The organism is Saccharospirillum alexandrii (assembly GCF_043641555.1).
Classification (GTDB): Bacteria; Pseudomonadota; Gammaproteobacteria; order Pseudomonadales; family Natronospirillaceae; genus Saccharospirillum; species Saccharospirillum alexandrii_A.
In genome coordinates this window covers 1-16,031 of sequence record NZ_JBHZRJ010000007.1, presented here as the reverse complement: position 1 = coordinate 16,031, position 16,031 = coordinate 1, and the positions used below count along the sequence as shown (strand labels likewise).

Genomic DNA, 16,031 nt, shown 5'->3' with positions numbered 1-16,031 from the left:
AAGATGGACGTTACCCTGATCGCCCCGATCGCGATGGACGAAGGTCTGCGTTTCGCGATTCGTGAAGGCGGCCGTACTGTAGGTGCAGGCGTTGTAGCGAAGATCATTGAGTAAAGATTAGCTTCGAGCTGAGAGCTGCGAGCGGTTAGTAAAAACTCGTAACTCGCAGCTTATAGCTAACAGCTACAAGGCGCCCAGGGCGCCTTGTATCCTGCCGCCGGAGCTCTGTTTCCGGCTAAAATCCGCTCTACCTTCGGGTAGGTCGGTGTGTTTAGGGAGTTTGAGCGGTTTCGATCACTGTTGGAGGTGTATCGGGCTGGTCGGATGGAAGCGATGCCCCAGGGTTCGTTCGTTTCCTGAAAAAAGCCACCTAAGTGCTTGAAACTGCGCGGTAGTTAGCATAGAATCCGCCGCCCAGTTGCTTTACAGGCCAGTAGTTCAATTGGTAGAGCACCGGTCTCCAAAACCGGGGGTTGGGGGTTCGAGTCCCTCCTGGCCTGCCATTAAAGCGCCCAAGATTCACAGTTGCAGTGCTGGGAAGACGCAGCACTGAATTTATCCAGAGTTAAGGTGTCCACCGCATGAACGCTCAGGTTGAGTCGAATAATACCGCCCTAGATTGGATTAAGTGGATCGTTGTTGCCGCGCTGATGATTGCGGTTATCGGTGGTAACTTCTATTTTGGCGACCAGTCCATGTTGGTTCGCGCGCTGGCGGTCGTGTTTGTGTCCCTGGTTGCGGTCGGGATCGCGCTGACAACGGCACGTGGCAAGTACATTAACCGGTTGCGCAAAGAGGCCTGGGTAGAAGTACGCAAGGTCGTCTGGCCGACACGGCAGGAAACCACCCAAACCAGTCTTGTTGTGATCGGTGTCGTATTGGTGGTTGCTCTGATTCTTTGGGGTGTCGATTCTCTGCTGGGGTTGGTTGTATCCCGGATTATTGGTTAAGGAGATCGATATGGCCAAGCGCTGGTTCGTAGTTCACGCCTATTCAGGCTTTGAGAAGCGCGTTGCTGCTTCCTTGCAGGAGCAGGTTGAATTGAAAGGCATGCAGGACAGGTTTGGTGAGATCCTGGTGCCGACAGAGTCTGTCGTTGAAATGCGCGACGGCAAGAAGCGTAAGAGTGAGCGCAAGTTTTACCCGGGTTACGTCCTGGTTGAAATGGAAATGGATGACGACACCTGGCACCTGGTGAAAGAGATTCCCCGGGTGATGGGCTTTATTGGTGGTACACCGGAAAAGCCGGCGCCGCTGACGAGTCGCGAAGCTGATGGTATCTTGCAGCGCGTCAAGGAAGGGGTCGACAAGCCGACCCAGAAAACAATTTACGAGCCGGGCGAAGTGGTTCGGGTCAACGATGGTCCCTTTGCAGATTTCAACGGGACTGTCGAGAAAGTGAATTATGAGAAGAACCGGGTGCAGGTCTCGGTATCGATTTTCGGTCGGGCAACCCCGGTCGAGCTGGAGTTTACCCAGATCGAAAAAATGACCTGATGCGCAGGCAGGCTGCATGCCCTGGGGTCGATTCGGCTTCGGGGCTTTGTTGTCTGTAATGTTTGACGGGGAGCCTAGCGGCGTTACCACCCAAATGAGAGGTTATCATGGCCAAGAAAGTTAATGCTTATATCAAGCTGCAAGTGAAGGCAGGTCAAGCCAACCCGAGCCCCCCGGTAGGTCCGGCTCTGGGTCAGCATGGCGTGAACATCATGGAATTCTGTAAGGCGTTCAACGCCGAGACTCAGAGCATTGAGCCGGGTCTGCCGATTCCTGTTGTTATTACTGTATACAGTGACCGCAGCTTCACCTTTATTACCAAGACCCCGCCTGCCGCGGTTCTGCTGAAAAAAGCAGCCGGCATCAAGAGCGGTTCAGGTCGCCCCAATACTGAGAAGGTCGGTACTGTGACCCGTGCTCAGTTGGAAGAGATTGCCACCACCAAGGATCCCGACCTGACAGCGGCCGATATGGATGCAGCGGTTCGTACGATTGCGGGTTCTGCTCGCAGCATGGGTCTGAATGTAGAGGGTGTTGAGTAATGGCTAAGCTGAGCAAGCGCGCCAAAGTCGCGCGCGAAAAAGTTGACGCAACCAAGGTATACAGCATCGAAGACGCCGTTGCCCTGTTGAAAGAGCTGTCAACCGTCAAATTCGCAGAGTCTGTTGATCTGTCCGTGAATCTCGGCATCGACGCTCGTAAATCGGACCAAAACGTTCGTGGCTCTACCGTGCTGCCGAACGGCACCGGTAAAGACGTGCGTATCGCGGTATTCGCCCAGGGTGCTAACGCTGAAGCAGCGAAGGAAGCCGGTGCCGATGTCGTCGGTATGGAAGATCTGGCCGAGCAAATCAAGGGCGGCGATCTGAACTTCGGTGTTGTTATTGCTTCTCCGGATGCCATGCGCGTTGTTGGTCAGCTGGGTCAGGTACTGGGTCCTCGCGGCCTGATGCCAAACCCGAAAGTTGGTACCGTGACGCCAGACGTTGCGACTGCGGTCAAGAACGCCAAGGCGGGTCAGGCACGCTTCCGTACTGACAAGAACGGCATCATCCACGCTTGCATTGGCAAGGTGGCGTTTGAGCCGAACGCAATTAAAGAAAACGCAGAAGCTATCATCGCTGATCTTAAGCGTCTGAAGCCGTCTTCTGCCAAAGGTGTGTATCTGAAGAAAATCTCTGTGTCCTCGACCATGGGTCCTGGCATTGCGATCGATCAGAGCTCGCTGACTATCTGATTTAAGTCGTCGCCTTTAGCTAGATGGGCGGCGCGACAGGACTTTGGGGTTCCTGCGGGTGTTAAACTCGCGGGAATTGTCAAAGACCGTAGGTGGGTTCAGGGCTGAGGTTTTATGAATCGTTGACGCCCGGTTCCCTTAATGTCCTACGCAGACGGTGGACCCCGATTCGGTTTTTATTGGGCTGGATCCTACCACCGTTGACCTCGAAGGGGGTCAAAACACAGGGTCTTCGGACCTTCGATGGTGACAGGCTCATTTGAGCCTGGCTAAGCCAGAAAATAGTAGGAGAAAGATTGTGGCGCTGAATCTCGAAGACAAGAAAGCCATTGTCACCGAGGTGAATGCAGTTGCTGCCAACGCTCTGTCTCTGGTGATCGCGGATGCCCGCGGTGTAACCGTTGCAGATATGGATAACCTGCGTAAGCAGGCCCGTGAGCAGAAAATCTTCGTACGTGTGGTCAAGAACTCTCTGGCCAAGCGTGCGTTTGAAGGTACCGAGTACGAAGTGGCTCATCCCGCTTTGGTCGGACCGACTCTGCTGGCCTTCTCTATGGAAGACCCGGGTGCTGCCGCTCGACTTTTCAAAGACTTCGCGAAAGACGTTGAAAAGTTCGAAGTGAAATCGCTGGCCGTTGGTGGTGAACTGATGGGTGCGGACCAAATTGATCGTCTGGCGAAATTGCCGACGCGTCACGAAGCTCTGGGAATGCTGGCCAACGTTACGTTGGCACCGGTTACCAAGCTGGCGCGTACGCTCAACGAGGTACCATCCTCTATCACCCGTGTTATGGCGGCTGTTGCCGACAAGAAAAAAGAAGCTGCGTAATTGTTACGCACCTTGTTTGAACATTTTTGAGAATTTTTGGAGATTAGTAACATGGCACTGTCCAATGAAGATATCTTGAACGCCATTGCTGAAATGTCTGTAATGGACGTTGTAGCTCTGGTTGAAGCAATGGAAGAGAAGTTTGGCGTTTCTGCCCAGGCTGCTGTTGCTGTTGCTGCCGGTCCGGCTGCTGCGGGTGAAGCCGCTGCTGAGCAAACTGAATTCGACGTTATCCTGACTTCTGCTGGTGAGAAGAAAGTTAACGTGATCAAGGTTGTTCGTGAAATCACCGGTCTTGGCCTGAAAGAAGCCAAAGGTCTGGTTGACGGCGCTCCTGCTGCAGTTAAAGAAGCTGCCAGCAAAGACGAAGTTGAGCAGATCAAAGCCAAGCTGGAAGAAGCTGGCGCAACCGTGGAAGTTAAGTAACTTCGATGGTTCTGGATTGCAATTAGGCAATTCAGTCGAATTGGCTGGCGGCCATTGGCCGTCGGCCTTTTCGTGTCTCAGAAGCAAAAGTTTCTGAGCACCCCGATTAAGTAAGGCGGATTGACCGCATCGATCCGTCAGGACGATGGCAAACGCCAGGGGCCTCCGATAAGAGGAGGAGCGCAGGAAGCGACAGATTTCGGGATGATTGTTGACGTCTGGCAATCATCGCATTACCGAATGGCGGGCAACGGTCGTCACCGACCCTGACCGTCAACCGCTCAGACCCACCGTGGTGAACAAGCTGGGGATTGCTGATGGCATACTCTTACACCGAGAAAAAGCGTATCCGTAAGGATTTCAGCAAATTGAAGCCGGTGATGGACATCCCATACCTGCTGGCAATACAACTGGATTCCTACCGTAACTTTTTACAGGCCGAGACCGATGCGGCCGAACGACAGGACAGTGGGCTGCATGCAGCGTTCAAGTCCGTATTTCCAATTGTCAGTTATTCTGGCAATGCCGCTTTAGAGTACGTCAGTTACAAGCTGGGTATCCCGGCCTTCGACGTCAAAGAGTGCCAACTGCGTGGCGTGACCTATGCAGCTCCGCTGCGGGTCAAAGTCCGGCTGATTATTTACGATAAAGAGTCGCCCAGCAAGGCCATCAAGGACATCAAAGAGCAGGAAGTCTACATGGGCGAAATGCCCCTGATGACTGAAAACGGTACCTTTATCGTTAACGGTACCGAGCGTGTTGTTGTATCCCAGCTGCACCGTTCACCGGGTGTCTTTTTCGACCACGACAAGGGCAAGACCCACTCGTCCGGCAAGCTGTTGTATTCTGCCCGGGTGATTCCTTACCGTGGTTCCTGGCTCGACTTCGAATTCGATCCGAAGGACCAGGTATTTGTACGTATCGACCGTCGTCGTAAATTGCCGGCGACGATTCTGCTGCGTGCGCTTGAATACACCAATCAGCAAATTCTGGACATGTTCTTCGAGCGGTCCGAGTTCAAGCTGAAAAGTGACAAGTTCGAGATGAAGATTGTGTCCGAGCGCCTGCGTGGCGAAACGGCTGCCTTCGAAATCAAGGACAAAGACGGCACTGTGCTCATTGAAGACGGCCGCCGTATTACTGCGCGCCACATTCGTCAGCTGGAGAAATCCGGCATCGACACCGTGGTCGTGCCCGATGAATACCTGCTGGGCAAGGCGCTGGCGACCGATCTGGTTGATCCGACCAGTGGCGAAATCTTCGCTAACTGTAACGATGAAGTCAGCCTTGAGATCCTCGAGAAAGTTCGCGAACTGAAATTGAAGCAAGTCGATCTGTTGTACACCAACGATCTGGATTGCGGTCCCTATATTTCAGACACACTGCGAAACGATCCGACCAGCACGCCGCTGGAAGCGCTGGTAGAAATCTACCGCATGATGCGCCCTGGCGAGCCGCCGACGAAAGAATCAGCTGAAACGCTGTTCCAGAACCTGTTCTTCAGCAGCGAACGCTACGATCTGAGTGGCGTTGGCCGGATGAAGTTCAACCGTCGTCTGGGCCGTGAAGGCGAAGAAGGCGAAGGCACGCTGAGCAACGAAGACATCGTAGACGTACTGCGGACGCTGATCGAAATCCGTAATGGCAATGGCATGGTTGACGACATCGACCACTTGGGCAACCGTCGGGTTCGCTCTGTGGGTGAGATGGCTGAGAACCAGTTCCGTGTTGGTCTGGTACGGGTTGAGCGCGCCGTGCGCGAGCGTCTGTCCATGGCTGAAAGCGAAGGCCTGATGCCTCAGGATCTGGTCAATGCCAAACCGGTAGCCGCTGCGATCAAGGAATTCTTTGGTTCCAGCCAGCTGTCCCAGTTTATGGATCAGAACAACCCGCTGTCCGGTATTACCAACAAGCGTCGTGTTTCCGCATTGGGCCCCGGTGGTCTGACCCGTGAACGTGCCGGCTTTGAAGTGCGCGACGTACACCCGACGCACTACGGTCGGGTATGCCCGATTGAGACGCCGGAAGGTCCGAACATTGGTCTGATTAACTCCCTGTCGACCTATGCCCGTACCAACAGCTACGGTTTCCTGGAAACACCCTACCGCCGTGTCAACAACGGTAAGGTGACCAGTGACATCGTCTACTTGTCGGCCATTGATGAAGCCAAGCACACCATTGCTCAGGCAAACGTGCCGCTGGACGATAACGACAACATCGTGGGTGAGTTTGTTCAGGTGCGTCACCAGAACGAATTCACCATGGCGCCACTGGCCAACGTGGACATGATGGACGTATCACCGCGTCAGGTGGTCTCGGCTGCAGCGGCCCTGGTGCCGTTCCTGGAGCACGATGACGCCAACCGCGCATTGATGGGTTCAAACATGATGCGTCAGGCCGTGCCGACCCTGCGTGCTGACAAGCCGCTGGTGGGTACCGGTATTGAGCGCAGTGTGGCGATTGACTCCGGCGTCTGTGTAACCGCCAAGCGTGGCGGTTATGTTGAGTACGTCGATGCGTCGCGCATCGTGATCAAGGTTAATGAAGATGAAATCCAGGGCGGCGATGCCGGCGTGGATATCTATAACCTGACCAAGTACACGCGTTCTAACCAGAACACCTGTATCAACCAGCGCTCCATCGTCCATCAGGGCGAGTCCATAGCGCGGGGCGATGTTCTGGCCGACGGACCTTCAGTCGATATGGGTGAGCTGGCACTGGGCCAGAACATGCGCATCGCCTTTATGCCCTGGAACGGTTACAACTTCGAAGACTCCATTCTGGTGTCGGAGAAGGTGGTTCAGGAAGATCGTTTTACCACCATCCACATTCAGGAACTGACCTGTATCGCCCGCGATACCAAGTTGGGTGCTGAAGAGATCACCGCTGACATCCCGAACGTGGGCGAGTCGGCGCTGAACAAGCTGGATGAGTCCGGTGTGGTGTACATCGGTGCCGAAGTTGGCCCGGGTGACATCCTGGTTGGTAAGGTGACGCCGAAGAGCGAAACCCAGCTGACCCCGGAAGAGAAGCTGCTGCGCGCTATCTTTGGCGAAAAAGCGTCGGATGTAAAAGACACCTCGCTGCGTGTTAAAGGCGGCATGGTCGGTACGGTTATCGACGTCCAGGTGTTCACCCGTGACGGTGTCGAGCGCGATCAGCGTTCCAAAGACATCGAGCGGATGGCACTGGCCGAGTTCCGCAAGGACTTGAACGCCGAGTACCGCATCGTCGAAGACACTGTCTTTGAACGGATGCAGGCCAACCTGGTCGGTCAAACCGTTGCCGGCGGCCCGTCGCTGAAGAAAGGGGATACCCTGACTGAAGCCTACCTGGCTGAGCTGCCGCGTGAAGACTGGTTCAAACTGCGTTTGCAGGATGAGGCCCTGGCAGAAATGCTGGAGAAAGCCGAAGCCCAGCTGAAAGAGCGCAAAGACGACCAGGATGCACGCTTTGAAGACAAAAAGCGCAAGTTGCAGAGCGGAGACGATCTGCAGCCCGGCGTACTGAAAGTCGTCAAGTGCTACGTTGCGGTCAAGCGCAAGATCCAGCCTGGTGACAAGATGGCTGGTCGTCACGGTAACAAGGGTGTGATCTCGGTGATCATGCCGGTTGAAGACATGCCGTTTGATGACCAGGGCGAGCCGGTTGATGTCGTACTTAACCCGTTGGGCGTACCGTCGCGGATGAACGTTGGTCAGATTTTGGAGACGCACATGGGTGCGGCCGCCAAGGGTCTGGGCAAGCGCATTAACGACATGGTTCGTGACCAGAAGGCAGTCAGCGAAATTCGCGGCTTCCTGGATGAGGTCTACAATAAGTCCGGCCGGGGCATCCGCAAGGAAACCCTGGAAGACTTCTCCGATGCGGAAATCCTTGAACTGGCGAAGAACGTCAGCGGCGGGGTACCCATCGCGACACCGGTGTTCGACGGTGCCAAAGAGGAAGAGATCAAAGAGTTGCTGCGTCTGGCAGGTTTGGATGACAGCGGACAGATCCAACTCTGGGACGGTCGTACCGGTGAGGCCTTTGAAAACAGGACCACCGTCGGTTACATGTACATGTTGAAGTTGAACCACCTGGTCGACGACAAGATGCACGCCCGTTCGACTGGTTCCTACAGCCTGGTTACCCAGCAGCCGCTGGGTGGTAAGGCGCAGTTCGGTGGTCAGCGCTTCGGTGAGATGGAAGTGTGGGCCCTGGAAGCCTACGGTGCCGCCTATACCCTGCAGGAAATGCTGACGGTGAAATCGGACGATGTGAACGGCCGGACCAAGATGTACAAGAACATCGTGGACGGCGACCATCGGATGGAACCGGGCATGCCGGAATCCTTTAACGTACTGGTTAAAGAGATCCGCTCGCTGGGCATCGATATGGAACTGGAAAACGAAGAGTAAGGTCGGGCGGGCCGGGAAACCGGTCCGTGTCTGACGACGGTTGGGCGGCCGTTGGCCGCCTAAAGCCACTCCTTTCGGAGCTGAATGATGAAAGATTTGCTGAATCTGTTGAAATCTCAGGGCCAGTCGGAAGAGTTTGACTCGATCCGCATTGGCCTGGCCTCACCGGACATGATCCGGTCTTGGTCTTTTGGCGAGGTGAAGAAGCCTGAGACCATCAACTACCGGACTTTCAAGCCGGAACGTGATGGCCTGTTCTGTGCTCGCATCTTTGGTCCTATCAAGGATTACGAGTGCCTGTGTGGCAAGTACAAGCGCCTCAAGCATCGCGGCGTGATTTGTGAAAAATGTGGTGTTGAAGTCACTCAGGCCAAGGTGCGTCGCGAGCGCATGGGTCACATCGAGTTGGCCGCACCCGTTGCCCACATCTGGTTCCTGAAATCACTGCCGTCACGCATCGGTTTGATGCTGGACATGACGCTGCGTGATATCGAACGCATCCTCTATTACGAGAGCTTTGTCGTTATCGATCCGGGCCTTACCAGTCTGGAGAAAGGTCAGCTGCTGACCGACGAAGAATACTACGAAGCCATTGAAGAGTTTGGTGATGACTTTGACGCCCGTATGGGTGCCGAGGCAATTCAGAAGTTGCTGGACAGCATCGACCTGGTCGGTGAAACCGCGCAATTGCGTGAGGAAATCCCGGCGACCAACTCTGAAACCAAGATCAAGAAGCTGTCGAAGCGCCTGAAGTTGCTTGAAGCCTTTGAGAAATCAGGCAACAAGCCCGAGTGGATGGTGATGACGGTTCTGCCTGTGCTACCACCGGATCTGCGTCCGCTGGTACCGCTCGATGGCGGCCGTTTTGCGACCTCGGACCTGAACGATCTGTATCGTCGGGTGATCAACCGGAACAACCGTCTCAAGCGTCTGCTTGAGCTGGCGGCACCGGACATCATCGTGCGTAACGAAAAGCGCATGCTGCAGGAATCGGTTGATGCCCTGCTCGACAACGGCCGTCGCGGTCGCGCCATTACCGGCTCGAACCGTCGTCCGCTGAAGTCACTGGCCGACATGATCAAAGGCAAGCAGGGTCGTTTCCGTCAGAACCTGCTCGGTAAGCGCGTAGACTACTCCGGTCGTTCGGTGATCGTGGTGGGTCCTACTCTGCGTCTGCACCAGTGTGGTCTGCCGAAGAAAATGGCGCTGGAGCTGTTCAAGCCGTTTATTTTCAGCAAGCTGGAGCACCGTGGCCTGGCGACCACCATCAAGGCCGCCAAGAAAATGGTTGAGCGTGAAGAAGCCGTTGTCTGGGACATCCTGGACGAGGTGATTCGCGAGCACCCGGTCATGTTGAACCGGGCGCCGACGCTTCACCGTCTGGGTATCCAGGCGTTTGAACCGGTGTTGATCGAAGGCAAGGCAATTCAGCTGCACCCCCTGGTGTGTGCGGCCTATAACGCCGACTTCGACGGTGACCAGATGGCTGTTCACGTACCGCTGACGCTGGAAGCCCAGCTCGAAGCGCGTGCGCTGATGATGTCGACCAACAACGTGCTGTCTCCGGCCAGTGGCGAGCCGATCATCGTGCCGTCACAGGACGTGGTTCTGGGTCTGTATTACATGACCCGTGAGCGCGTTAACGCCAAGGGTGAAGGCATGGTGTTCTCGAACATCGAAGAAGTTCAGCGCGCCTACGGTGCCGGTGAAGTCGCCCTGCAAGCCAAGGTTAAAGTTCGGTTGCGTCAGGTGTATGAAAACAGTGAAGGCGAAGCCATTGATGCGACCTCCATTGTCGATACCACCGTTGGCCGTTCTATCCTGTATTCGATCGTTCCCGATGGCCTGCCCTACGAGCTGGTCAATCAGGCGATGAAGAAGAAGGCGATCAGTGGCCTGTTGAACGAGTGCTATCGTCGTGTTGGTTTGAAAGACACGGTGATCTTTGCTGACCAGATCATGTACATGGGCTTCAGCTACGCTACCCGTTCCGGTTCGTCCATTGGTGTGAATGACTTTGTTATTCCAAAAGCCAAACTCGAGATTCTGGGCAAGGCCGAGGCCGAAGTTCAGGACATCGAAGAGCAGTTTGCTGCGGGTCTGGTGACCCAGGGCGAGAAGTACAACAAGGTGGTCGATATCTGGTCCCGTGCCAACGATCAGATCGCCCGTGCGATGATGGAAGGCATCTCCAAGGAGACCGTAACCGACCGTGATGGAAAAGAAGTTGAGCAGGAATCGTTCAACTCGGTTTACATCATGGCCGACTCCGGTGCCCGGGGTAGCCCGGCCCAGATTCGTCAGCTGGCCGGTATGCGTGGCCTGATGGCGAAGCCGGACGGCTCGATCATCGAAAACCCGATTAAGGCCAACTTCCGGGAAGGCTTGTCGGTTGGTGAATACTTCATCTCGACCCACGGTGCGCGTAAAGGTCTGGCCGATACGGCACTGAAAACGGCGAACTCCGGTTACCTGACACGCCGCCTGGTCGACGTGGCTCAGGATGTTGTGATCACCGAAGAAGATTGCGGCACCGAAGAAGGCGTTATCGTTGAACCGATCATTGAAGGCGGCGACGTCGTTCTGGGTCTGGGTCAGCAGGTGCTGGGTCGTGTGGTTGCTACTGACGTGATCGATCCGGTCAGTCAGGAAACCTGGGTACCAGCTGGCACCATGCTCGACGAAGCCTGGGTCAAGAAGCTCGACGAATGGGGTGTTGACCAGGTCAAGATCCGTTCGGCGATCAGCTGTAACACCCGCTACGGTCTCTGTGCCCAGTGCTACGGGCGTGACCTGGCGCGTGGTCACCGGGTCAACATCGGTGAGGCGGTCGGTATTATCGCTGCCCAGTCGATTGGTGAGCCGGGTACCCAGCTGACGATGCGGACCTTCCACATCGGTGGTGCGGCCTCCCGTGCCACCGCGGCAGACAGTGTTCAGGTCAAGCATGGCGGTAAAGTATCGCTGCGTAACCTGAAGACCGTAACCCGGGCCGATGGTGACCTGGTTGCTGTTAGCCGTTCCGGTGTACTGGCGGTGTCCGACGAGCACGGTCGTGAGCGTGAGAAATACAAGCTGCCTTATGGTGCTGTGATCAGCGTCGACGACGGTGCGGCGGTGGAAGCCGGCCAAATCGTGGCCAAGTGGGATCCGCACACTCACCCGATCATCGGTGAGTCGAACGGTAAGATTGCCTTCATCGGTATGGACGAAGGCATCACCACCAACCGCAAGATCGATGAACTGACCGGTGTCGGCACCATCGAGGTGATTCCCCAGGGTCAGCGTAATGCGGCCGGTAAGGAAATTCGCCCGCTGGTCAAGCTGCTGGACCCGGAAGGCAATGAGATCATGATTGGCAACACCAATCAGCCGGTTCAGTACTTCCTGCCGGACGGCTCGTTCCTGAGTTTGTCGGATGGTGACGTGATCAAGGTTGGTGACGTAATTGCCCGCATTCCGCAGGAAACCTCGGGTAACCGCGACATCACCGGGGGTCTGCCGCGTGTGGCCGACTTGTTCGAAGCCCGTAAGCCGAAAGAAGCTGCCATTCTGGCGGAAATCTCCGGTACCGTGGGTTTTGGCAAGGAAACCAAAGGCAAGAAACGCCTGGTGATCACCCCAACCGACGGTTCGGACGGCTACGAAGAGCTGATTCCCAAGTGGCGTCAGTTGAACGTCTTCGAAGGCGAACAGGTTGAAAAAGGTGAAGTGATCTCTGACGGCCCGATGAACCCGCACGATATCTTGCGGGTCCGGGGTGTCGAGGCGCTGGCGCGTTACATCGTTGACGAAATCCAGGAAGTCTACCGTCTGCAGGGCGTAACCATTAACGACAAGCACATTGAAGTGATTGTGCGTCAGATGCTGCGCAAGGCCATGGTACTGGACAACGGTGACACACACTTCATCAAAGGCGACCAGGTTGAATTCAACCAGTTGCTTGAAGCGAATGAGAAGGCTGTCACTGCTGATCAGCAGGAAGCACGGTTCGAACGTGTTCTGCTGGGCATCACCAAGGCCTCTCTGGCGACAGAATCCTTTATCTCGGCGGCGTCCTTCCAGGAAACCACCCGGGTACTGACCGAAGGTGCGGTCACTGGCAAGCGCGATTACTTGCGCGGCCTGAAGGAGAATGTGGTCGTTGGTCGACTGATTCCGGCGGGTACAGGCCTGGCCTATCACGCTGAACGTCGTCGTAAACGTCTGGAGCGCACCGGTGAAAAACCATCGATCAGTGCATCCGATGTCGAAGCGGCGCTCAGTCAGGCGCTCAACAAGTAAGCACACGCTTACGTTGACTAAGAATTGCGCGATCACTAAAATGCGCGCTCCCTACAGGACCCGGTTGGCTCGCCATCCGGGTGCTGTCGTGTAATGAGAAGTGAACTTTTAGAGAGGCTTTAATGGCTACAATTAACCAGCTCGTCCGCAAGCCGCGCAAGCGCAAAGCGGTCGCAAGCGATGTTCGGGCCCTGGAAGGCTGCCCGCAACGTCGTGGTGTATGCACTCGTGTGTACACAACTACCCCGAAGAAGCCGAACTCGGCTCTGCGTAAAGTCTGTCGTGTACGACTGACTAACGGTTTCGAGGTGTCATCTTACATCGGCGGTGAAGGTCACAACCTGCAAGAGCACTCGGTTGTACTGATCCGTGGCGGTCGTGTTAAAGACTTGCCAGGTGTTCGTTACCACACCGTTCGTGGCTCACTGGATACCTCAGGTGTTGCCAACCGGAAGCAGGCTCGTTCCAAGTACGGTACCAAGCGGCCTAAGGGCTAATTTAATTTGATTCATTCAGTCTCAGGATAAGAGTAAGGCTGGGTGCCGTTGTCGAAGCGTCGAAAGAGTCGGACGACTGCTCATCCCAGAATTGCCTGAAGACCTATTTGAGGGCTTATCAATGCCAAGAAGACGCGTTGCTGCAAAGCGTGAAGTACTGCCAGATCCCAAGTTTGGGAACACGCAACTGGCCAAATTTATGAACCATGTCATGTACGACGGCAAAAAGTCTGTTGCCGAGCGTATCGTCTATGGTGCCCTGGACATCGTCAAAGAGAAGAAGTCCGATCAGGATCCAATCGCCATGTTCGAAACGGCCCTGGATTCTATTGCGCCGATGGTCGAAGTAAAATCCCGCCGTGTCGGTGGTGCCACGTATCAGGTGCCCGTCGAAGTGCGTCCGTCTCGCCGTGAAGCGCTGGCTATGCGCTGGTTGGTTGATGCTGCCCGTAAACGTGGTGAAAAATCCATGGGTCAGCGTCTGGCCGGTGAACTGCTGGATGCTGCCGAAGGCAAGGGTGCTGCGATCAAGAAGCGTGAAGATGTGCACCGTATGGCCGAAGCCAACAAAGCATTCTCTCATTACCGTTTCTAAGCTTTAGAGCAAACATTTTCTGTTAAGGAGAAAGAGTTGTGGCTCGTAAAACTCCGCTTAACCGGTACCGTAACATTGGTATCGTCGCGCACGTAGACGCCGGTAAGACGACGACTACCGAGCGCGTACTTTTTTACACCGGCTTGTCGCACAAGATCGGTGAAGTGCATGATGGCGCCGCCACCATGGACTGGATGGAGCAGGAGCAGGAGCGGGGTATCACCATTACCTCGGCTGCTACCACCTGTTTCTGGCAAGGCATGGCTAAGCAGTTCGATGAACACCGCATCAATATCATCGACACCCCGGGACACGTTGACTTCACCATTGAAGTTGAGCGTTCTCTGCGGGTACTCGACGGTGCCGTAGTCGTACTGTGTGGTTCTTCAGGCGTGCAGCCGCAGACTGAGACTGTTTGGCGTCAGGCTAACCGTTACGAAGTTCCGCGCATGGTGTTCGTCAACAAGATGGACCGTGCCGGCGCTGACTTCTATCGCGTTGTTAAGCAATTGAAAGAGCGTCTGGGTGCGAACCCGGTGCCGATCCAGATTCCGATCGGTGCAGAAGACGACTTCGCTGGCGTGATTGACCTGATTAAGATGAAGGCCATTATCTGGAATGAAGAAGACCAGGGCATGACCTTTGAGCTGGAAGACATTCCGGCCAATCTGCAGGAAAAAGCCGAAGAGTTCCGTGTTCAGATGGTTGAAGCTGCTGCTGAAGCCAACGATGAGCTGATGGAAAAGTACATGGAGTCTGAAACCCTCGAAGAAGACGACATCAAGACCGGTTTGCGCCTGCGCACACTGGCGGGTGAAATCGTTCTGACTCACTGTGGTTCTGCCTTTAAAAACAAAGGCGTTCAGGCCGTACTGGACAGCGTTATCGAATACATGCCGTCACCGACTCAGGTGCGTGCGATTGAAGGTTTGTTGGAAGACGGCGAAACCGTTAAAGCGGTTAAAGTCGACGACGATGCGCCATTCAACGCCCTGGCGTTCAAGATCGCTACCGACCCCTTCGTTGGTACATTGACCTTCGTACGTGTATACGGTGGTGTATTGAAGAGTGGCGACCAGGTACTGAACGCTGTGAAAGGCAAGCGCGAGCGCGTCGGCCGTATGGTTCAGATGCACGCCAACAACCGCGAAGAGATCAAAGAGTTGCTGGCTGGTGACATCGGCGCTCTGATCGGTATGAAGGACGTGACCACAGGTGACACTCTGTGTGACCCGGCCAACCCGATTACTCTGGAGCGCATGGACTTCCCGGATCCGGTGATTCACGTTGCCGTTGAGCCGAAGTCGAAAGCCGACCAGGAAAAGATGGGTATTGCTCTGGGCAAGCTGGCTCAGGAAGACCCGTCATTTACGGTTCGTACCGACGAAGAAACCGGCCAGACCATCATTGGCGGCCAGGGTGAATTGCACCTGGACGTTCTGGTCGACCGGATGAAGCGTGAATTTAAAGTTGAAGCAAACGTGGGTGCCCCTCAGGTGGCCTATCGCGAGCGTATTCGCAACGCTTGCGATATCGACTCCAAGTTTGCCAAGCAGTCGGGCGGTCGCGGTCAATACGGTCACGTTGTGATCAAGTTTGAGCCGGCTGAAGACGAAAACGCTGAAAAGCTGGTTTTCGTCAACGAAATCGTTGGTGGTACCGTACCGAAGGAATACATTCCTGCGGTTGAGAAAGGTATCCAGGAGCAAATGAAGAACGGTATTCTGGCGGGCTACCCATTGCTCGGCATGAAGGCCACTCTGCATGACGGTTCCTATCACGACGTTGACTCCAACGAGATGGCCTTTAAAGTGGCTGCCTCAATGGCTGTTAAGAAGTTGAAGGAAAAGGCAAGCCCGGCCTTGCTTGAGCCCATGATGAAAGTTGAGGTGGTAACACCGGAAGACTACATGGGCGACGTTATGGGCGACCTTAACCGTCGTCGCGGCACAGTTTCAGGCATGGAAGACAGCCCGTCGGGCAAGATCATCAATGCTGAGGTGCCACTGTCCGAAATGTTCGGATACGCTACGGACCTGCGTTCCATGTCTCAGGGCCGTGCCTCTTACGTGATGGAATTCTCAGGCTACAAAGAAGCCCCGATGAACATCGTTGAAGAAATTATCAAGAAGTCTTGATCTTTTTGAGCTAACTTAGAGGAAGACACCATGTCTAAGGCTACTTTTGAACGTACCAAGCCGCACGTAAACGTCGGCACCATCGGTCACGTTGACCACGGTAAAACTACTTTGACCGCGGCGCTGAC

13 protein-coding genes and 1 tRNA gene are annotated in these 16,031 nt (G+C 55.1%); all 14 read left to right on the top strand.

What is annotated here, in order from left to right:
* A partial coding sequence (locus tag ACHUE7_RS20625; RefSeq protein ID WP_463559195.1) for an EF-Tu C-terminal domain-related protein occupies window positions 1-114 on the top strand: 114 nt, incomplete at its 5' end.
* Between the two features lie 313 nt (window positions 115-427).
* Window positions 428-503, top strand: a tRNA-Trp gene (locus tag ACHUE7_RS20620).
* A gap of 78 nt (window positions 504-581) precedes the next feature.
* Window positions 582-950: a preprotein translocase subunit SecE gene (secE, locus tag ACHUE7_RS20615; RefSeq protein WP_213676702.1), complete on the top strand. Its 369-nt coding sequence runs from the start codon at window positions 582-584 to the stop codon at window positions 948-950.
* Window positions 951-960: 10 nt separating this feature from the next.
* Window positions 961-1,497 carry a transcription termination/antitermination protein NusG gene (gene nusG / locus ACHUE7_RS20610; protein ID WP_394171707.1) on the top strand — a complete coding sequence of 179 codons (537 nt, stop codon included), beginning with the start codon at window positions 961-963 and terminating at the stop codon, window positions 1,495-1,497.
* A 107-nt stretch (window positions 1,498-1,604) separates the two neighbouring features.
* The gene (rplK, locus tag ACHUE7_RS20605) at window positions 1,605-2,039 is read left to right on the top strand and encodes a 50S ribosomal protein L11 (protein ID WP_348483155.1); all 435 of its coding nucleotides are present in this window, start codon (window positions 1,605-1,607) and stop codon (window positions 2,037-2,039) included.
* A complete protein-coding gene (gene rplA, locus ACHUE7_RS20600) occupies window positions 2,039-2,734 on the top strand; it encodes a 50S ribosomal protein L1 (protein WP_348483156.1) in 696 nt (231 codons plus the stop codon). Before rplK ends, rplA begins: the two co-directional genes overlap by 1 nt.
* Before the next feature lie 298 nt (window positions 2,735-3,032).
* Window positions 3,033-3,563 carry a 50S ribosomal protein L10 gene (rplJ, locus tag ACHUE7_RS20595; RefSeq protein ID WP_213676704.1) on the top strand — a complete coding sequence of 177 codons (531 nt, stop codon included), beginning with the start codon at window positions 3,033-3,035 and terminating at the stop codon, window positions 3,561-3,563.
* A 51-nt stretch (window positions 3,564-3,614) separates the two neighbouring features.
* Complete coding sequence (gene rplL, locus ACHUE7_RS20590) at window positions 3,615-3,989, top strand: 50S ribosomal protein L7/L12 (protein WP_127560803.1); 375 nt, start codon at window positions 3,615-3,617, stop codon at window positions 3,987-3,989.
* A gap of 317 nt (window positions 3,990-4,306) precedes the next feature.
* Window positions 4,307-8,389, top strand: a complete 4,083-nt coding sequence (rpoB, locus tag ACHUE7_RS20585; protein WP_394171706.1) for a DNA-directed RNA polymerase subunit beta — start codon at window positions 4,307-4,309, stop codon at window positions 8,387-8,389.
* An 87-nt stretch (window positions 8,390-8,476) separates the two neighbouring features.
* The gene (gene rpoC, locus ACHUE7_RS20580; protein ID WP_394171709.1) at window positions 8,477-12,673 is read left to right on the top strand and encodes a DNA-directed RNA polymerase subunit beta'; all 4,197 of its coding nucleotides are present in this window, start codon (window positions 8,477-8,479) and stop codon (window positions 12,671-12,673) included.
* A gap of 122 nt (window positions 12,674-12,795) precedes the next feature.
* The gene (gene rpsL / locus ACHUE7_RS20575) at window positions 12,796-13,170 is read left to right on the top strand and encodes a 30S ribosomal protein S12 (RefSeq protein ID WP_028671300.1); all 375 of its coding nucleotides are present in this window, start codon (window positions 12,796-12,798) and stop codon (window positions 13,168-13,170) included.
* A 121-nt stretch (window positions 13,171-13,291) separates the two neighbouring features.
* Window positions 13,292-13,765, top strand: coding sequence for a 30S ribosomal protein S7 (gene rpsG / locus ACHUE7_RS20570; RefSeq protein ID WP_127560806.1), 474 nt, complete (start codon window positions 13,292-13,294; stop codon window positions 13,763-13,765).
* A 38-nt stretch (window positions 13,766-13,803) separates the two neighbouring features.
* Window positions 13,804-15,903, top strand: coding sequence for an elongation factor G (gene fusA / locus ACHUE7_RS20565; RefSeq protein WP_348483158.1), 2,100 nt, complete (start codon window positions 13,804-13,806; stop codon window positions 15,901-15,903).
* A gap of 30 nt (window positions 15,904-15,933) precedes the next feature.
* Window positions 15,934-16,031: GTP-binding protein (locus ACHUE7_RS20560; RefSeq protein ID WP_394171708.1), on the top strand; the 98-nt coding region annotated here is incomplete at its 3' end.